At 73.2% G+C, this 18,909-nt stretch carries 17 protein-coding genes; 13 read left to right on the top strand and 4 right to left on the bottom strand.

All coding sequences use genetic code 11. From position 1 onward, the window contains the following. Positions 1 to 122: 122 nt before the first annotated feature. From ACZ34W_RS13280 to ACZ34W_RS13300, 5 genes are all read left to right on the top strand, one after another. Positions 123 to 1,226, top strand: a complete 1,104-nt coding sequence (locus ACZ34W_RS13280) for a sensor histidine kinase (protein WP_329486874.1) — start codon at positions 123 to 125, stop codon at positions 1,224 to 1,226. 277 nt (positions 1,227 to 1,503) lie between these two features. After that, the gene (gene pheS / locus ACZ34W_RS13285; protein WP_329486873.1) at positions 1,504 to 2,625 is read left to right on the top strand and encodes a phenylalanine--tRNA ligase subunit alpha; all 1,122 of its coding nucleotides are present in this window, start codon (positions 1,504 to 1,506) and stop codon (positions 2,623 to 2,625) included. Beyond that, entirely contained in the window at positions 2,625 to 5,126 is a 2,502-nt protein-coding gene (gene pheT, locus ACZ34W_RS13290; protein ID WP_465603701.1) for a phenylalanine--tRNA ligase subunit beta, read from the top strand. The genes pheS and pheT overlap by 1 nt, the downstream gene beginning before the upstream one ends. A gap of 226 nt (positions 5,127 to 5,352) precedes the next feature. Continuing rightward, on the top strand, positions 5,353 to 6,192 hold the full coding sequence (locus tag ACZ34W_RS13295; protein ID WP_380387938.1) for a chitosanase: 840 nt from the start codon (positions 5,353 to 5,355) through the stop codon (positions 6,190 to 6,192). Between the two features lie 93 nt (positions 6,193 to 6,285). Continuing rightward, complete coding sequence (locus ACZ34W_RS13300) at positions 6,286 to 7,017, top strand: DUF7873 family protein (RefSeq protein WP_465603704.1); 732 nt, start codon at positions 6,286 to 6,288, stop codon at positions 7,015 to 7,017. A 404-nt stretch (positions 7,018 to 7,421) separates the two neighbouring features. Here the strand turns inward: ACZ34W_RS13300 and ACZ34W_RS13305 are convergent, their stop codons facing one another. Then, on the bottom strand, positions 7,422 to 8,291 hold the full coding sequence (locus ACZ34W_RS13305) for a 3-hydroxybutyryl-CoA dehydrogenase (protein WP_329486870.1): 870 nt from the start codon (positions 8,289 to 8,291) through the stop codon (positions 7,422 to 7,424). Positions 8,292 to 8,538: 247 nt separating this feature from the next. Then, positions 8,539 to 9,477, bottom strand: coding sequence for a polysaccharide deacetylase family protein (locus ACZ34W_RS13310; RefSeq protein WP_465603706.1), 939 nt, complete (start codon positions 9,475 to 9,477; stop codon positions 8,539 to 8,541). A 256-nt stretch (positions 9,478 to 9,733) separates the two neighbouring features. Here ACZ34W_RS13310 and ACZ34W_RS13315 point away from each other — a divergent pair, with 256 nt between their 5' ends. Next, a complete protein-coding gene (locus ACZ34W_RS13315) occupies positions 9,734 to 10,612 on the top strand; it encodes an SAM-dependent methyltransferase (protein ID WP_465603708.1) in 879 nt (292 codons plus the stop codon). 188 nt (positions 10,613 to 10,800) lie between these two features. After that, on the top strand, positions 10,801 to 11,307 hold the full coding sequence (locus ACZ34W_RS13320) for an FBP domain-containing protein (RefSeq protein ID WP_465603710.1): 507 nt from the start codon (positions 10,801 to 10,803) through the stop codon (positions 11,305 to 11,307). A gap of 40 nt (positions 11,308 to 11,347) precedes the next feature. Here ACZ34W_RS13320 and ACZ34W_RS13325 read toward each other — a convergent pair whose 3' ends face one another. Both ACZ34W_RS13325 and ACZ34W_RS13330 read right to left on the bottom strand, forming a co-directional pair. Continuing rightward, the gene (locus ACZ34W_RS13325; RefSeq protein WP_465603712.1) at positions 11,348 to 11,722 is read right to left on the bottom strand and encodes an RNA-binding S4 domain-containing protein; all 375 of its coding nucleotides are present in this window, start codon (positions 11,720 to 11,722) and stop codon (positions 11,348 to 11,350) included. A gap of 76 nt (positions 11,723 to 11,798) precedes the next feature. After that, complete coding sequence (locus tag ACZ34W_RS13330; protein WP_329486865.1) at positions 11,799 to 12,200, bottom strand: VOC family protein; 402 nt, start codon at positions 12,198 to 12,200, stop codon at positions 11,799 to 11,801. A 98-nt stretch (positions 12,201 to 12,298) separates the two neighbouring features. Between ACZ34W_RS13330 and ACZ34W_RS13335 the strand changes: the two genes are divergently transcribed. From ACZ34W_RS13335 to ACZ34W_RS13360, 6 genes are all read left to right on the top strand, one after another. Next, positions 12,299 to 13,570: a methyltransferase gene (locus tag ACZ34W_RS13335; protein ID WP_465603715.1), complete on the top strand. Its 1,272-nt coding sequence runs from the start codon at positions 12,299 to 12,301 to the stop codon at positions 13,568 to 13,570. Positions 13,571 to 13,810: 240 nt separating this feature from the next. Then, positions 13,811 to 14,839: an N-acetyl-gamma-glutamyl-phosphate reductase gene (argC, locus tag ACZ34W_RS13340; RefSeq protein WP_329486863.1), complete on the top strand. Its 1,029-nt coding sequence runs from the start codon at positions 13,811 to 13,813 to the stop codon at positions 14,837 to 14,839. Further along, positions 14,836 to 16,005, top strand: coding sequence for a bifunctional glutamate N-acetyltransferase/amino-acid acetyltransferase ArgJ (argJ, locus tag ACZ34W_RS13345; RefSeq protein ID WP_465603717.1), 1,170 nt, complete (start codon positions 14,836 to 14,838; stop codon positions 16,003 to 16,005). Before argC ends, argJ begins: the two co-directional genes overlap by 4 nt. Before the next feature lie 112 nt (positions 16,006 to 16,117). Continuing rightward, positions 16,118 to 16,993 (top strand): acetylglutamate kinase, encoded by an 876-nt coding sequence (argB, locus tag ACZ34W_RS13350; RefSeq protein WP_329492049.1) that lies wholly within the window; start codon positions 16,118 to 16,120, stop codon positions 16,991 to 16,993. Continuing rightward, positions 16,990 to 18,234: an acetylornithine transaminase gene (locus ACZ34W_RS13355; RefSeq protein ID WP_465603719.1), complete on the top strand. Its 1,245-nt coding sequence runs from the start codon at positions 16,990 to 16,992 to the stop codon at positions 18,232 to 18,234. Before argB ends, ACZ34W_RS13355 begins: the two co-directional genes overlap by 4 nt. A gap of 17 nt (positions 18,235 to 18,251) precedes the next feature. Then, a complete protein-coding gene (locus ACZ34W_RS13360) occupies positions 18,252 to 18,800 on the top strand; it encodes an arginine repressor (RefSeq protein WP_329486860.1) in 549 nt (182 codons plus the stop codon). Positions 18,801 to 18,909: the final 109 nt, after the last annotated feature.

An 18,909-nucleotide genomic window follows, 5' to 3' on the forward strand; every position in this document is an offset into this window, starting at 1 on the left:
GTACCCGGACGCTCCCGGAAGTCGTCATCGCGACGCCGCGGGCCCTACTGCGGGGGGCCGCGAGACGCTAGGGTCTGCCTCGGTGGGGGGAAAGACACGGTGGGTAATCGGGGAGGACACCCATGGTCGGCAGCGGGCCAGAGCTCGACCCGGACGACCTGCCGGACGGCCTGGTGGTCGCCGACGCCCTGGGCCGGGTGGTCTGCTTCAACCGCACCGCCGCCCGGCTGACCGGCATCCTCCAGGAGGCCGCGCTCGGCAGCCCGCTGGAGCACGCCCTCCCGCTGGAGGACCTGGACGGCCGCCGCTGGTGGCAGCTGACCGACCCGTACGGCGGTCTGGCGACCCGGACCAGCCAACCCGAGCGCAATCTGCTGCTCCCCGGCGGCCGCGAGGTGCTGGTGTCCGCCCGCTACGTCCGGACGCGCCCGCAGGCTCCGCTGGAGCGGCTGGTGATCGCGCTGCGCGGCACCGAGGCCCGCCGGCGGACCGAGCGCAGCCACGCCGAGCTGATCGCCACCGTCGCGCACGAGCTGCGCTCGCCGCTCACCAGCGTCAAGGGCTTCACCGCGACCCTGCTGGCGAAGTGGGAGCGGTTCACCGACGGGCAGAAGCGGCTGATGCTGGAGACCGTCGACGCCGACGCCGACCGGGTCACCCGGCTGATCGCCGAGCTGCTGGACATCTCCCGGATCGACGCCGGGCGGCTGGAACTGCGCAAGCAGGTGGTCGACCTGGCCGCCTCGGTGCGCCGGCACGTGGACCGCAAGGTCGCCACCGGCATCCCCGAGGACCGCTTCGACATCCGGATCAGCGAGCCGCTCACCGTGCTCTGGGCCGACCCGGACAAGGTGGACCAGGTGCTGGCCAACCTGCTGGAAAATGCGGTGCGCCACGGTGAGGGAACTGTCACGATCGAGGTGGCACCGGCCAAGGAGGTCGTCGAGGCACCCGTCTGGGAGCGCTCCGGCACTCCGCCCCGAACTGTGGAAGGCACCGCGGTCACCGTGAGCGATGAAGGCACCGGCATCCCCGAGGACTCGATGCCGCGCGTGTTCACCCGCTTCTGGCGCGGTTCCAAGCGCGGCGGCACGGGTCTGGGCCTCTACATCGTCAAGGGCATCGTGGAGGCCCACGGCGGCTCGATCCGCGTCGACCGCGCACCCGGCGGCGGCGCCCGGTTCCGATTTATCCTGCCCGCCGGCGTGCCCGACTTCATGCTCTGACGGAGCCTGGAGGCAGCCGCGCCGGGCTCCGGGGCGGCGCCGCCACCCCCGGAGCCCGGCGCGGCTCGGGAGGCCGGACGGGCTTGACGGCAGCCGCACCATGCGCTGCGACTACACTCGACCTTTGGCGTTGTGGGACGCCCTGCGCGGCCGTGCCGCGGACACCCCTTCCGAGCACCTGCGGCGGGGGCTGCCCGTGCCCCGGCCACGCCGGGCGTCACGCGAAGGCACGAGCCCTTACCTGAGCACGGACGAGCAGGAGCACGGGAAGATAGAGATGTCGGCACCCAACAAGTCGTACGACCCGGTCGAGGTCGAGGCCCTCAAGCCCGAGGTGGTGGAGCAGGCGCGGGACGAGGCCGTCCGGGCCTTCGCCGCCGCCACCAGCCTCGACGAGCTGAAGCAGGCCAAGGTCGCCCACACCGGCGACCGCTCCGCGCTCTCCCTCGCCAACCGCGAGATCGGCGCTCTGCCCCCGCACGCCAAGGCCGCCGCCGGCAAGCTGATCGGCCAGGCCCGCGGCGCCGTCAACCAGGCCCTCGCCCGGCGCCAGGCCGAGCTGGAGGCGGAGCGCGACGCCCGCGTCCTGGTCGAGGAGGCGGTGGACGTCACGCTGCCCTACGACCGGACCCCGCGCGGCGCCCGCCACCCGCTGACCACGCTGGCCGAGCGCATCGAGGACACCTTCGTCGCGATGGGCTACCAGGTCGCCGAGGGCCCCGAGGTCGAGGCCGAGTGGCTGAACTTCGACGCCCTCAACCTGGGACCGGACCACCCGGCCCGCTCGATGCAGGACACCTTCTTCGTCCAGGCCCCGGACGGCTCCGCCGACTCCGGCGTGGTGCTGCGGACCCAGACCTCCCCGGTCCAGGCCCGCACCATGCTCGACCGCGAGCCCCCCATCTACGTGGTCTGCCCCGGCCGGGTCTACCGGACCGACGAGCTGGACGCCACCCACACCCCGGTCTTCCGCCAGGTCGAGGGCCTGGCCGTGGACGAGGGCATCACCTTCGCCGACCTCAAGGGCACCATCGAGCTGCTGGTGTCCAAGCTGATCGGGGACGGCCTGGAGCTGCGCTGGCGGCCCTCGTACTTCCCGTTCACCGAGCCGAGCGCCGAGATCGACCTGCAGTGCTTCGTCTGCCGCGGCGAGAGCGTCGGCAACCCGGACCGGCCCTGCCGCACCTGCTCCTCCGAGGGCTGGATCGAGCTCGGCGGCTGCGGCGTGGTCAACCCGCGGGTGCTGGTCGCCTGCGGCATCGACCCGAGCCGCTACAGCGGGTTCGCCTTCGGCCTGGGCCTGGAGCGAATCCTGATGAACCGTCACAACGTCGCCGACATGCGCGACATGGTCGAGGGTGACGTGCGCTTCACCCTCCCGTTCGGGATGGAGATCTGATGCGCGTCCCGCTTTCCTGGCTGCGCGAGTACGTCGACCTGCCGGCCGGCGAGACCGGCCGCGACGTGGCGGAGCGACTGGTCCGGGCCGGGCTGGAGGTCGAGACGGTCGAGCAGATCGGCGGCGACCTCAAGGGCCCGCTGGTGGTCGGCCAGGTCCTCTCCATCGAGGAGCTCTCCGGCTTCAAGAAGCCGATCCGGCACTGCTTCGTCAACGTCGGCGACGCCAACGGCACCGGCGAGCCGCAGGAGATCGTCTGCGGCGCGACCAACTTCGCCGTCGGCGACAAGGTCGTCGTCGTCCTGCCGGGCGCCGTGCTGCCCGGCCCGTTCCCGATCGCGGCCCGCCAGACCTACGGCCACACCTCGGCCGGCATGATCTGCTCGGCCCGCGAGCTGGGCATGGGCGACGACCACGACGGCATCATCGTCCTCCCGCCGGAGTACGAGCCCGGCACCGACGCCGTCGAGCTGCTCCAGCTCGTCGACGAGGTGCTGGACATCGCCGTCACCCCGGACCGCGGCTACTGCCTCTCGATGCGCGGGGTGGCCCGCGAGGCCGCCGCCGCGTACGGGCTGCCGCTGGCCGACCCGGCGCTGCTCGACGTGCCGCCGGCGAACTCCTACGGCTACCTGGTCAAGGTCGCCGACCCGGCCGGCTGCGACCGCTTCGTGGCCCGCACGGTGATCGGCCTCGACCCGACCGCCAAGTCGCCGATCTGGCTCCAGCGCCGCCTGCAGAAGGCCGGCATCCGGCCGATCTCGCTGGCCGTGGACATCACCAACTACGTGATGCTGGAGGTCGGCCAGCCGCTGCACGCCTACGACAAGCAGCGCGTGGACGGCCCCATCGTGGTCCGCCGGGCGGAGCAGGGCGAGACCCTGACCACCCTCGACGGCGTCGCGCGCAAGCTCTCCGCCGAGGACCTGCTGATCTGCGACAACAGCGGCCCGATCGGCCTGGCCGGTGTCATGGGCGGTGCCTCCACCGAGATCCTCGACCCGGCCGCCGGTCCGGGCACCACCGAGGTGATCATCGAGGCGGCGCACTTCGACCCGGTCGTGATCGCCCGCGGTGCCAAGCGGCACAAGCTGCCCTCCGAGGCGTCGAAGCGCTTCGAGCGCGGCGTCGACCCGGAGGCCGCCCGCGCCGCCGCGCAGCGCGCCGTCGACCTGCTGGTCCTGATCGCCGGCGGCACCGCCGAGGCCGGGGTCACCGACATCGCGGCCCCGCACCCGGTGCGCACCATCACCATCGCCGCGGACCTGCCCGACCGCGTCGCCGGCACCGCCTACGGCCGGGAGACCGTCACCCGGCGGCTGCAGGAGATCGGCTGCTCCGTCGCGGGCGCCGACGTCCTGGAGGTCACCCCGCCGACCTGGCGCCCCGACCTCACCGACCCGTACGACCTCGCGGAGGAGGTCATCCGCCTGGAGGGGTACGACAACGTCCCCGCCCGGATGCCCACCGTGCCGCCGGGCAAGGGCCTGACCGAGGCCCAGCGCACCCACCGCCGGGCCGGTGTCGCGCTGGCCGGCGCCGGCTACGTCGAGGTCAACAACTACCCGTTCGTCGGCGAGGCCGCCTTCGACAGGCTCGGCCTGGAGAAGGACGACCGGCGCCGCCGCACGGTGAAGCTGGTCAACCCGCTCAACGACGAGGAGCCGGCGCTGCGCACCACGCTGCTGCCGGGCCTGCTCGGGGCGCTGCGCCGCAACGTCGGCCGCGGCAACACCGATCTGGCGATCTTCGAGACGGGTACCGTCTTCCTGCCCAAGGACGAGCAGTCCGTCGCGCCGCGTCCGGCCGTCGACCGCCGTCCGAGCGACGAGGAGCTCGCCGCCCTCGACGCCGCCCTGCCGGACCAGCCGCGTCGGATCGCCGCCGCCCTCGCGGGCGAGCGGGTGCCGTCCGGCTGGTGGGGCAAGGGTGCCCCGGCCTCCTGGGCCGACGCGATCGAGGCCGCCCGTGCGGTGGCCCGTGCGGCCGGCGTCGAACTGGCCGTCCGCCAGGGCCGGCTGGCCCCGTGGCACCCGGGCCGCTGCGCCGAGCTGGTGGTCGCGGGGACCGATCGGGTGGTCGGTCACGCCGGTGAGCTGCACCCGCGCGTCGTCAAGGCGCTCGGCCTGCCCGAGCGCACCAGCGCGATGGAGGTCGACCTCGACCTGCTGACCGCCGACGGCGCCGTCCGGGTCTCCGGCCCGGCCGTCTCCGCGTTCCCGGTCGCGACCCAGGACGTGGCGCTGATCGTCGACGGCGCCGTCCCGGCCGCCGAGGTCGAGGCCGCGCTGCGGGCCGGCGCCGGCGAACTGCTGGAGGCCATCCGGCTGTTCGACGTCTTCACCGGCGAGCAGGTCGGCGAGGGCAAGAAGTCGCTGGCCTACGCGCTGCGCTTCCGCGCGGCCGACCGCACGCTGACCGCCGACGAGGCCAGCGCGGCCCGCGAGGCGGCCGTGGCCGAGGCCGTCGCCCGGACCGGCGCGGTGCTCCGCGGCGCCTGACGCGCATCCCGGGGGGAGGGCCCCGTCGCCGGTTTCCGGCGGCGGGGCCCTTCGTCGTCCCGGCGGTGGCGGTCCGGCCGGTGCGGCTGACCTGGCTCTTTGAGGAGTTTCCGTCAAAGCCCTTGCGGAGCAGGGATCGTGGGCGCTATTCCTTGGTTAGGAAAGTTTCCTAACTCCCGGTCGACGGCATCCCCCCGCCGTCCCCCCACGGAACACGGAGCGTCAGATGCACCGTCCCCAGCACCGCACCGTCCGGATAGCCCTCGCCGCCCTGCTGATGGCCGCGCCCGCCACGGTCGCGGCCGCCGGCGCAGCCCACGCGGCGCCGACCGCGGCCGTCGTCCAGGCCAAGGCCGTCGGCCTGGACGACCCGCACAAGAAGGACATCGCGATGCAGCTGGTGTCCAGCGCCGAGAACTCCTCGCTGGACTGGAAGTCGCAGTACAAGTACATCGAGGACATCGGTGACGGCCGCGGCTACACCGCCGGCATCATCGGCTTCTGCTCGGGCACCGGCGACATGCTCGACCTGGTCGAGCACTACACCGACCTCAAGCCGGGCAACGTCCTCGCCAAGTACCTGCCGGCGCTGCGCAAGGTGAACGGCACCGAGTCGCACGCGGGCCTGGGCAGCGCCTTCGAGAAGGACTGGGCCACCGCGGCCAAGGACGGCGTCTTCCAGCAGGCGCAGAACGACGAGCGCGACCGCGTCTACTTCAACCCCGCCGTCAGCCAGGCCAAGTCCGACGGCCTGCGCGCGCTCGGCCAGTTCGCCTACTACGACGCCATCGTCATGCACGGCCCGGGCACCAGCTCGACCAGCTTCGGCGGGATCCGCAAGACCGCCATGAAGAAGGCCAAGACCCCGGCCCAGGGCGGCGACGAGGCCACCTACCTCAAGGCCTTCCTGGACGCCCGCCGGGCCGCCATGAAGACCGAGGAGGCGCACTCCGACACCAGCCGCGTCGACACCGAGCAGCTGGTCTTCCTCAACGCCAAGAACTTCGACCTCAACCCCCCGCTCAAGTGGAAGGTCTACGGCGACAGCTACAGCATCAACAGCTGACCCGCGCCGACCGCGGAGGCCGTTCGCCCGGCCTCCGCGGTCGCCCCGTTTATCGGGTGACACCCCGCCACGATCGCTGATACGTTCGACGACGTGGCAAAGCTGAACCAGATCATCGCCGTCGAAAAGGGCGTCAAGTCCAAGTCCTTCCAGGAGCTGACGCAGTCCCACCAGGACTTGCAGAAGCCCGCGCTGCTGGCCGGCATCTCCCGGACGTACCAGCCCAAGGACGAGGAGGGCGAGCAGCTCCCCCCGGAGTCCACCCGCGTCCAGGTGAAGGCCGAGGACGTCCTGCGGACCATGTCCGCGACGCTGTCCCGGCTGTTCGACGTCACCGCGACGAAGGACTGGGCCAACACCGAGGCCCGCGCCGACGTCGTGGTCGACGGCCGGACGCTGGTGGCCCAGGTGCCGGTCACCTACCTGCTCTTCCTGGAGAAGCAGCTCACCGACCTGCGCACCTTCGTGCGGAAGCTGCCGGTGCTGGACGCCGCCGAGGCCTGGAACCACGACGCCTCGACGGACTCCTGGAAGACCGAGGCGGTGCGCACGATCCGCACCAAGAAGGTGCCGCGCAACCACGTGAAGGCGGAGGCCACGGAGAAGCACCCGGCGCAGGTCGAGGTGTACTACGAGGACATCGCGGTCGGCTACTGGACGACGGTCAAGTTCTCCGGGGCCCTTCCGGCCCGGCGGGTGAACGAGCTCCTGGAGCGGGTCGAGAAGCTCCAGCAGGCCGTCCAGTTCGCCCGCGAGGAGGCCAACGGCTCGGAGGTCACCGACCGCCGGGTCGGTGAGGCGGTGTTCGGCTACCTGTTCGGGTAGCCCCCAGATCGCCCCCGTATGAGAGCGGGGGTGGCGCGAAGAGCGCAAGCTGATACTGAGGTTGAAGCTGATATCAGGGGAGAATGTGGAGGTTCGAGTCCTCCCTCCGGCATTTCGCGCCGGAGTGGCCCAACATGGCAGAGGCGCCCCTGTAAGACTCAGACTCTCGCTCCAGGCTCAGCATTCGCCGCCGAGCGCCGGATCGACCGGGTGTGTGCTGTAAGCGTCGGATGCGGGTTCGACTCCCGTCTGCGCCTCTATCGTGGCGCGGTAGCTTCAATGGCAAAGCGCGATGCTGTGAGAATGACCCACACCCTTAAACGTGCCGGTGCAAGCAATTGGGTGGCACCTCAGGGGCCCGGGTAGCTGGATACCGCTCCCGGGCCCCGTCACCGTTCCCGGGTTCAGACGCTCGCGGTGTAGTCGTAGAAACCGCGGCCGGACTTGCGGCCCAGCAGGCCCGCGTCGACCATCCGGGAGAGCAGCGGGGGAGCGGCGAACAGCGGCTCCTTGTACTCGTCGTACATCGACTCGGCGATCGACACGATGGTGTCCAGACCGATCAGGTCGCACAGCCGCAGCGGGCCCATCGGGTGGGCGCAGCCGGCCTCCATGCCCTTGTCGATGTCGGAGGCGGTCGCCACGCCCGACTCGAACATCCGCACCGCCGACAGCAGGTACGGCACCAGGAGCGCGTTCACCACGAAGCCGGCCCGGTCGCGGGCGCGGATCGGCTCCTTGCCCAGCACCTCGGAGGCGAAGGTCTCGACCCGCTCGGTGGTGGTCGCCGAGGTGGTCAGCGTCGGGATCACCTCGACCAGCTTCTGCACCGGCGCCGGGTTGAAGAAGTGCAGGCCGATCACCTGCTCCGGGCGCGAGGTGGCGGCGGCCAGCTTCACGATCGGGATCGACGAGGTGTTGGAGGCCAGGATGGCGTCCCGGCGCTCGACCACCTGGTCCAGCGTCTGGAAGATCTGGACCTTGATGTCCTCGCGCTCGGCGACCGCCTCGACCACCAGGTCGCGGTCGGCGAAGTCGGCCAGGTCGGTGGTGAAGGACAGCCGGGCCATCGCCCCGTCGCGGTCCTCGGGGCTCAGCTTGCCCCGCTTGACCGCCGTCTCCAGGGAGTTGGTCAGCCGGGTGCGACCGAACTCCAGGGCCTCCCCGCTCGCCTCCGACACCAGGACGTCCAGCCCCGCCCGGGCGAACACCTCCGCGATGCCCGACCCCATCAGACCGCAGCCGATCACTCCGACGCGCGCGATGTCACTCACTCAGTTGCCCTTCGGTGGTGCCGGGGGTCTCCCAGCGACAGGTGTCCCAGCAAGCTGCTGTTCAGCGGGCGGGCGCACCGATAGGTGTGCACCGGTGCACCGCCCCGACGACGTTACTACTCCGTACCCGTCGGTAGGTCATCCCCTCCCAGGCTGAACCGGGTCCGCGGGCGCCGCTCCGAAGGGGTGCGCCCGGGTCGCGGGACCCGTGCGCCCGGGTTGCCGGCGCACCCGCCGCCCGGAGGGCTCAGGCGCAGAGCCGGCTGGCGGTGACCGGCGCGAGCCCCGCCCTGGTGAGTCCGTCCAGGATGCCCGGCAGCGCGTCCACCGTGCACTGGTGGCCCATGTGCAGGGCGACCACCGAGCCGCCCTTCACCGAGGCGAGCACCCGGCGCTGGAGTTCCGCGGCGCTCGGATCGCTGTAGTCGCGCGGGTCGACGTCGAAGGAGAGCACGTGCTCGTACCCGACCGCCCGGGCCTGCTCGCGCACCATCGGCGTGGCGTACTGGGCGGCGGAGGGCCGGAACCAGCGGCCGATCGAGCCGGTGAGCCGTTGCAGCCGCTCCGCGCACTGGGCGATCTCGGCGCGCGCCTGGCCGGGGCCCATCGCGGAGATGTTCTGGTGGTTCTGGGTGTGGTTGCCCAGCTCGTGCCCGCCGTCCAGGATCCGGCGGGCCATCTGCGGCTGCTGGTCCAGCCAGCTGCCGACGGCCATCACGGTGAGCGCGGCGCCGCGCTGTTCGGCGATCTCCAGCAGGGCGGTGGCGATCCTCGGGTCGCCGCTGCCGTGGAAGGTCAGGGCGACGTTGCGGCCGGTCCGCGGTCCGTACGCGACCTCGACGGGGGTGCCCGGGGCGAGCGGCGTGAGGGTGGGCGGGACCGGCGGCGCCACGGTGGTGGCGGCCGCGGTGGGGGAGGCCGCCCCCTGCGGTCCGGCCGGGGCGGCGGGGTCCGGGGCGGGGGAGGCGGCGCCCTCGCCGGCCGCCCAGGCCGGGTCGACCGCCGCCGGGTCGCCGCCGGCCGGGTCCACGGTGCCGGGGTGGACGGCGAGCGCCCCCGGGTCGGCCCGGCGCGGGGAGGTCCCGGCGCAGGCCGCGAGCGGGCCGCCGAGGGCGGTCAGGGCGGCGTACCTGGCGGTGGCGCGCAGGACGGTGCGGCGGTCGGCGGTCATCCGGTCGGCAGTCATCGGCAGCCAGCATAGAGACGGTGAAACCCCGGGGCGATTCGAGCGCGCCGACCCGACCCGCCGGGAGGACGTGCCCGCACCACGGCCGGGGAGCTGCGGAATCCTGAACTCCCGCTGTCTCCACGGCGTGTCGTCGGATACGATCACCGCGCGCCGCGTGGTGGGCCCGGCGGGCCGGGCCGCCCGCGCAGCGCGGCGCTCCGGCGCCGTGACGGGCAGGCATTCCGGCAGTGGGCTTGAGGGGGCGGAAAGCAGGATGCACGAGGACACCGCGACGACCGACGTCGGTACGGACTGGGACTGGGTGAAGGCCGAGGACTGGCAGCCGCCGACCGAGCTGGACACCGGCGTTCCGCACACCGCCCGGATGTACGACTACTACCTCGGCGGCAAGGACAACTTCGAGGCGGACCGCAAGGCCGCCGAGGCCGCGATAGCGGCCTACCCCGCGCTGCCGCTGCTGGCCCGCACCAACCGCGAATTCCTCGGCCGCGCCGTCGAGTTCGTGGCCGGCCAGGGCATCCGCCAGTTCGTCGACATCGGTACCGGCATCCCCGCCGTCGGCTCCACCAGCGAGGTGGCCCGCCGGGCGGCCCCGGACGCCCGCGTGGTGTACGTCGACAACGACCCGATCGTGGCCACCCACGCCCGCGCCCTGCTGGCGAGCCACAAGGCCGGCCACACCTCCGTCATCGAGGCCGACCTCCGCGAGCCGGCGACCATCCTCGACCACCCCGGCCTGCGCGCCGCCGTCCACCTGGACCGGCCGGTGGCCCTGATGCTGGTCGCGGTGCTGCACTTCATCCGCGACGAGGACGGCGCCCAGGAGATCGTCCGCACCCTGCGCGACGCGCTCGCGCCCGGCAGCGCGCTGATCCTCTCGCACGGCAGCCCCGACTTCGCCTCCCGGGAGAGCGCGGCCGAGGGCACCCGCATCTACCGGAGCGCCAGCGCGCCGCTGGTGCTGCGTCCGCGCGCCGCCGTCGAGCCCTTCTTCGGCGACTTCGGGTTCGCCGGGCCCGGTCTGGTCCAGCTCCCGCTCTGGCGCGCCGGGGCCGGCCACGTCCCGACCGACGAGCTGCCCGCCGGCTGGCAGGACGTCTCCGCCTACGCGGGTGTCGCCTTCAAGGCCTGAACCCCACCCGTCGGGGCCCGCGCCGTGCGGCCCCGACCACCGTGCGGGCGGCCGGCCCCGGTGCCCGTGCCGGGCGCCGGCCCCGACCCGTTCCGGGCCGCGGGCGGGCGCATCGGGTGGCGCACAGCGGGACGCTTCGGTGGAAAATGCCGCGACCGCCCGGCGCGCTCGGTGTTACGTTGCGAATCATGAATCCCCTGAGCGAGAACGAGATCCGCGGCTCCTTCGTCAACTGTTCCAAGGGCGAGGCCCGTCGGCTCAACCTGCCCCGGGGTCTGGCCGAACTCCCGTGGGAGCACCTGGACTTCCTCGGCTGGCGGGACCAGGGCGCACCCGACCGCGGCTACCTGGTCGCCGAGCACGGCGGCGAGCTGGTCGGCGTCGCACTGCGGGTGCCGTCCGTGCGCCGCAGCTTGACCAAGACGAACGTCTGCTCGCTCTGCCTCTCCGCCCACGCGGGCTCGGGCGTGGCGCTGCTGGCCGCCCGCCGGGCCGGCGTCTCCGGCCGCGAGGGCAACACCGTCGGCACCTACATCTGCGCCGACCTGGCCTGTTCGCTCTACCTGCGCGGGCTGAAGAAGTCCGCCCTGGTCAGCCGACCCGAGGAGTCGCTGTCGCAGGAGGAGCTGGTGGCCCGCACGGTGGCGAACCTGGACGCCTTCCTGGCGAAGGTCCTCACCGACACCCCGGCCTGAGACCGCCGGGCCAGGGGCGGTCCGCCGGCCGTGCCGTCCGCTAGCCGTGCCGCAGCTGGTCGAGCTCGCGGCGGTCCCGCTTGGTGGGCCGGCCGGCGCCCCGGTCGCGCTCGCCGGCCGCCGCCAGCAGTTCGCGCGGCGGCCTCGGCGGGCTGTTGTCCACCAGGCACTCGGCCGCGACGACCGCCCCGACCCGCTTGCGGACCAGCCGCTTCACCACGACGATCCGCTCGAAGCCCTCCTGGCGCACCCGCACCTCGTCGCCGGCGTTCAGTGCCTGCGCGGGCTTGACCCGCTCGCCGTTCACCCGGACGTGTCCGGCCCGGCAGGCGGCCGCCGCCAGCGCGCGCGTCTTGGTGAGCCGCACCGACCAGATCCAGCTGTCCACCCGGACGCTTCCCTCGTCTTCGACCATCCTCCGAGCCTACCCACGGCCGGCCCGGCGCCGCGCCGGGGTCCGCGCGGGCTCCGGGCCGGCGAGGGCGCCGGGGTCAGCCGGGCGGCGACTCCTGGACCGCCCAGCCGTTGCCGTCCGGGTCGTTGAAGAAGACGAACGAGTTCCACGCCCCGCCGCGGCCGTCCACCCGGGCGCCGTCCTCGAAGTGCTGGACCGGGCTCACCTCCACGCCCCGCGCCACCAGCTCGCCGTGCGCCTTGACGATGTCCGGCACCACCAGCTGCAGGCCCTTCACCGAGCCGGGCGGCGCGTCCGTGACCCCGGTGCCCACCACGATCGAACAGCCGGAGCCCGGCGGCGTCAGCTGCACCACCCGGACCCCGTCCCGGATCCGGGTGTCGTGGTCGACGGTGAAACCGGCCTGTTCCTCGTAGAAGATCTTGGCCCGGGCCACGTCCGACACCGGGACCACCACCACTTCGAGCTTCCAGTCCATGGCCCAATCCCCTTCCGGTCAGGACCTTCCGGTCGGGCCCCTCCAGTATCGGCCGACCGGACGGTCGGCGCCCGGTGGTCGGCTAGCCTGAGATCACGATGAACCGCCTCAGCACGCCCACCGCCGCGACCCCCTTCACCACCCCGTGGGGCACCTTCGACCTCATCCGCTTCCCGGAGGACCCGCGCGAGCGGCTGCGCGCCTGGGACGCCGCCGACGAGTACCTGCTGCGCCATCTCGCCGGGGAGGCGGACAGCGCCCAGGGGGCGGTCACCGAGCTCACCGGCCGCACCGTCGTCGTCCTCGGCGACCGCTGGGGCGCGCTGACCACGGCCCTGACCACCGCGCTGTCCTCGGCGCCGACCGCCGGGACGGCCTCGGCGCCGGCCCCCGTGCCGGCCCCCGCCCCGAGTACCGCCCCGGTCCAGATCAGCGACTCCCACCTCGGCCGGCAGGCCACCCTGACCAACCTCGCCCGGGCCGGCGCCGCCCCCGACGCGGCGCGGCTGCTCACCACCCGCGACACCCCGCCCGGGCGGGTCGACGTCCTGCTGGTCCGCGTCCCCAAGAGCCTCGCGCTGCTGGAGGACCAGCTGCACCGCCTCGCGCCCGCCGTGCACCCCGGCACGGTGGTGATCGGCACCGGCATGGTCACCGAGATCCACACCTCCACCCTCCAGCTCTTCGAGCGGATCCTCGGCCCGACCCGCACCTCGCTCGCGGCCCGCAAGGCCCGGCTGATCTTCTGCACCCCCGACCCGGCGCTCGACCCCGGCCCCAACCCCTGGCCGCACCGCTACGCGCTGCCCGGCGACATCGGCCCGGCCTCCGGGCGCACGGTGGTCAACCACGCCGGTACCTTCTGCGCCGAGCGGCTCGACATCGGCACCCGCTTCCTGCTCGGTCACCTGCCGGTGGCCGCCCCCGGGGCCCGGGTCGTCGACCTCGGCTGCGGCAACGGCGTGGTCGGCACCGCGGCGGCGCTCGCCAGTCCCGGCGCCGAGCTGGTCTTCGTCGACGAGTCCCACCAGGCCGTCGCCTCGGCCGAGGCGACCTTCCGGGAGAACCTCGGCCCGCGGGCGCCCGCCGAGTTCCTCACCGCCGACGCCCTCGGCACGGACGCCGTCCCGGCCGGCTCGGTCGACCTGGTGCTGAACAACCCGCCGTTCCACTCCCACCAGGCCACCACCGACGCCACCGCCTGGCGGATGTTCACCGGTGCCCGCCGGGCGCTGCGCCCGGGTGGCGAACTCTGGGTGGTCGGCAACCGTCATCTCGGCTACCACGTCAAGCTGCGCCGCCTCTTCGGGAACTGCGAAGTCGTCGCGGGCAACCCGAAGTTCGTGGTGCTGCGGGCCGTCCGCCGGTGACCCGGGCGTCCGCCGGTGACCCGGGCGGGGGCCGGGTCGACGGCGGCGGGAGCGCGCCGCCCGACGATCAACTAAGGGTAACCTAAGCTCATGGCGCCGACGGGTGGCGAGCCGTCCGCGATGGACGGCGCACCCCGCCGCCCGGGTGTGGAGCGGGCCGCCTGCCGGTCCGCCGCGCACTCCCTTGCATGAATGTTCCGTGATGCGTATATTCATGCTCCGACCAAGGAGGGAACTGCCATGGCATTGCGAGTTGCCGTCGCCGGTGCGAGCGGATACGCGGGCGGTGAGGTGCTGCGCCTGCTGCTCGGCCACCCCGAGGTGGAGATCGGGGCGCTGACCGGCGGCTCGAACGCGGGTACCAGGCTCGGCACCCTGCAGCCGCACCTGATCCCGCTCGCCGACCGGATCCTGGAGCCCACCACCCCCGAGGTGCTGGCCGACCACGACGTGGTGTTCCTGGCACTGCCGCACGGCCAGTCCGCCGCCGTCGCCGAGGCCCTCGGCCAGAACGTCCTGGTCGTCGACTGCGGCGCCGACTTCCGGCTGAAGGCCGCCGCCGACTGGGAGCAGTTCTACGGATCCGCGCACGCCGGCACCTGGCCCTACGGCCTCCCCGAGCTGCCCGGCCACCGCGCCGCGCTCAAGGGCGGCAACCGCATCGCCGTCCCCGGCTGCTACCCGACCGCCGTCTCGCTGGCGCTCTTCCCGGCGTACGCGGCCGGGCTCGCCGAGCCCGAGGCCGTGATCGTCGCCGCCTCCGGCACCTCGGGCGCCGGCAAGGCCGCCAAGACCCACCTGCTCGGCAGCGAGGTGATGGGCAACGTCAGCGCCTACGGCGTCGGCGGGCAGCACCGGCACACCCCGGAGATGTCGCAGAACCTCACCCCGGTCGCGGGCGAGCCGGTCACCGTCTCCTTCACGCCCACCCTGGTGCCGATGCCGCGCGGCATCCTCGCCACCTGCTCCGCCAAGGCGAAGCCCGGGGTGACCGGCGAGGCCCTGCGCGCCGCCTACACCGAGGCGTTCGCCGACGAGCCCTTCGTCCACCTGCTGGCCGAGGGCCAGTGGCCGCAGACCAGCAGCGTCTACGGCTCCAACGCCGCCCTGGTCCAGGTCGCCCTGGACGAGAGCGCCGGGCGGATCATCGCGATCAGCGCGATCGACAACCTGGTCAAGGGCACCGCCGGCGGCGCGGTGCAGAGCATGAACATCGCCCTCGGCCTGCCCGAGGAGCTCGGCCTTCCCCTGATCGGAGTCGCACCGTGACCAAGAACGTCAACGTCGGCGTGACCGCCGCCAAGGGCTTCCGGGCCGCCGGCGTCACCGCCGGGATCAAGGACTCCGGCACCCCCGACCTCGCCCTCGTCGTCAACGACGGCCCGTCGCTGGCCGCCGCCGGAGTCTTCACCAGCAACCGGGTCAAGGCCGCGCCCGTGCTCTGGTCGGAGCAGGTCCTCAAGGGCGGTCAGGTCTCCGCCGTCGTCCTCAACTCCGGTGGCGCCAACGCCTGCACCGGCCCGCTCGGCTTCCAGGACACCCACGCCACCGCCGAGAGGGCCGCCGAGGAGCTGGGGCTCAACGCCGGCGAGATCGCCGTCGCCTCCACCGGCCTGATCGGCCTGCGCCTGCCGATGGACCTCCTGCTGCCCGGTGTCGCCCTCGCCGCCGGGCAGCTCGACGCCGCCGGTGGCGAGGCCGCCGCGATCGCCATCAAGACGACCGACACCGTCCACAAGACCGCCCAGGTGACGAAGGACGGCTGGACGGTCGGCGGCATGGCCAAGGGCGCCGGCATGCTCGCCCCCGGCCTCGCCACCATGCTGGTCGTCCTGACCACCGACGCCGCGCTCGACGCCGCCGCCCTGGACGTCTCGCTGCGCGCCGCCACCCGCACCACCTTCGACCGGATCGACTCCGACGGCTGCATGTCGACCAACGACACGGTGCTGCTGCTCGCCTCCGGCGCCTCCGGCATCACCCCGGAGCAGGCCGGGTTCGACGAGGCCGTCCGCACCGTCTGCGCCGACCTCGCGCGGCAGCTGATCGGTGACGCCGAGGGCGCGAGCAAGGACATCCGGATCGACGTCACCGACGCCGCCACCGAGGCGGAGGCCGTCGGCGTCGCCCGGGTCATCAGCCGCAACAACCTGCTCAAGTGCGCCCTCCACGGCGAGGACCCGAACTGGGGCCGGGTGCTGGCCGCGATCGGCACCACCGACGCCGCCTTCGACCCGGACCGCCTCGACGTCGCCATCAACGGCGTCTGGGTCTGCCGGGACGGCAGCGTCGGGGAGGACCGCGACCTCGTCGACATGACCGGCCGGGAGATCGTCATCACCGCCCGCCTGAACGCCGGCGAGGCCGCCGCGACGGTGTGGACCAACGACCTCACCGCCGACTACGTGCACGAGAACAGCGCCTACTCCACCTGACAGCCGCTGACAGCCGCCACAGCCGCACCTGCCGACCGAGCCGGGGACCACACACGTGCAGATCGCACCCAAGGGCGAACAGGCCCGCAACAACACCGCGTTGCCCAAGGCCATGACGCTGATCGAGGCGCTGCCCTGGCTGGAGCGCTTCCACGGCAAGACCGTCGTCGTGAAGTTCGGCGGCAACGCCATGGTGGACGAGAGCCTCAAGGCGGCGTTCGCCCAGGACGTCGTCTTCCTGCGCTACGCCGGTCTGCACCCCGTCGTGGTCCACGGCGGCGGCCCGCAGATCAGCGCCCAGCTCGACAAGCTCGGCCTGGAGTCCTCGTTCACCAACGGCCTGCGGGTCACCACTCCCGAGACCATGGACGTGGTCCGGATGGTGCTGGCCGGCCAGGTCCAGCGCGAACTGGTCGGGCTGCTCAACGGCCACGGCCCGTTCGCGGTCGGCATGACCGGCGAGGACGCCCACACCATGACCGCCGTCAAGCGGTACGCGGTGGTCGACGGCGAGCAGGTCGACATCGGCCTGGTCGGCGACATCGTCAACATCGAGGCCGGCGCGGTGAAGGCGCTGATCGCCGACGGCCGGATCCCGGTGATCTCCTCGATCGCCCGGGGCACCGACGGGCACGTCTACAACATCAACGCCGACACCGCCGCCTCCGCCCTCGCGGTGGCGCTCGGCGCCGAGATGCTCGTCGTCCTCACCGACGTCGAGGGCCTGTACGCCGACTGGCCGCACTCCGACGACGTGATCAGCCAGCTCAGCGCGACCGAGCTGGAGGAGCTGCTGCCCGAGCTGGCCAGCGGCATGCTCCCCAAGATGGAGGGCTGCCTGCGGGCCGTCCGCTCCGGGGTGGGCACCGCCCGCGTCCTGGACGGCCGGGTGCAGCACAGCCTGTTGCTGGAGATCTTCACCGACGAGGGCATCGGCACGATGGTCGTGCCGGACGACGAAGCGACCGTGACCGGGGGACTGGCATGACGACCGACGCACAGCACAGCGGCAGCGCGCAGCCGACCGGCAACGAGCGGCTCACCGACCGCTGGCAGCACGCCTTCACCGACAACTACGGCACCCCGCGGATCCCGCTGGTCCGCGGCGAGGGCGCCAAGCTGTGGGACGCCGACGGCAAGGAGTACACCGACCTGCTCGGCGGCATCGCCGTCAACGCCCTCGGCACCGGCCACCCGGCGGTCGTCGAGGCCGTCACCCGGCAGATCTCGACCCTCGGCCACGTCTCCAACCTCTTCATGGCCGAGCCGACCATCGCGCTGGCCGAGCGGCTGCTGACGCTCTCGGGCCGGGGCGGCCGGGTGTTCTTCTGCAACTCCGGCGCCGAGGCCAACGAGGCCGCGTTCAAGATCAGCCGACGGACCGGCCGCACCCATGTGGTCGCCCTCCAGGGCGGCTTCCACGGCCGGACGATGGGCGCCCTCGCGCTCACCGGCCAGCCCGCCAAGCAGGAGCCGTTCCTGCCGCTGCCCGGCGAGGTCACCCACGTCCCCTTCGGTGACGTCGAGGCGCTGCGCGCGGCCGTGACCGCGGAGACCGCGGCCGTCTTCCTGGAGCCGATCCAGGGCGAGAACGGCGCGATCCCGCTGCCCGACGGCTACCTGCGGGCCGCCCGCGAGATCACCCGGGCCACCGGCACCCTGCTCGTCCTGGACGAGATCCAGACCGGCATCGGCCGCACCGGGTACTGGTTCGCCCACCAGGCCGTCGAGGGCGTCGAGCCGGACGTGGTCACCCTCGCCAAGGCACTCGGCGGCGGGCTGCCGATCGGCGCCGTGCTCGCGTTCGGCGAGGCCGCCGAGCTGCTCACCCCGGGCCAGCACGGCACCACCTTCGGCGGCAATCCGGTGGTCGCGGCGGCGGCTCTCGCGGTGCTCGACACCATCGAGTCCGAGGGCCTGCTGGAGCACGTCCGCAAGATCGGCGAGCGGCTGCGGCACGGGGTCGAGGCGATCGGCGACCCGCTGGTCTCGCACGTGCGCGGGGCCGGCCTGCTGCTCGGCATCGTGCTGACCGCGCCGGTGGCCGCGAAGGTCCAGGCCGCCGCCCAGGAGGCCGGCTTCCTGGTCAACGCCGCCGTCCCGGACGCCGTCCGGCTCGCGCCGCCGCTGGTGCTCACCGAGCAGGACGCGGACGCCTTCCTGGCCGCGCTGCCGGAGATCCTCCGGACGGTGCGGGAGAACGCCCCGGCCGATGCGAGCCGAGCGTAGTCCGGGAGAATAATCACATGACCGTTCCCCACGCCGACCAGCCCGCCGCCGGTCCGACGCCGCAGGTCCCGCAGACCCGCACCGCGCGCCACCGGCGAATCGTGGACCTGCTCACCCGCCAGCCCGTGCGCTCGCAGAGCCAGCTCGCCAAGCTGCTCGCCGACGACGGACTGGTGGTCACCCAGGCCACCCTCTCCCGGGACCTGGACGAGCTGGGAGCGGTGAAGATCCGCAACCGGGACGGCGCGCTCATCTACGCCGTCCCGGCCGAGGGCGGCGACCGCACGCCGCGCGCACCGATGGGGGAGTCGGCCAGCGAGGGCCGGATGGCCCGGCTGGCCGGCGAGCTCATGGTCTCCGCCACTGCCTCCGGCAACCTCGTCGTCCTGCGGACCCCGCCGGGCGCGGCCCAGTTCCTGGCCTCCTCGATCGACCAGGCTGAGGTCTTCGAGATCATCGGCACCATCGCCGGGGACGACACCGTCCTGCTGATCAGCCGCGATCCCTCCGGCGGCCAGGCCCTCGCCGACCACCTGATGCAGCTCGCCCAGGCCAAGGCCCAGTAGCCCCCGGCCGGGCCCGGCCGACCCGGGCCCGCCCCGTTCCGCCCGCCCGACGCACCGCCCCGTGACCCCGGTTCGCCCGTTCCTCGGCAGGGGTTTTGAAATCCATACG

This window comes from Kitasatospora sp. NPDC022856 (assembly GCF_055561235.1).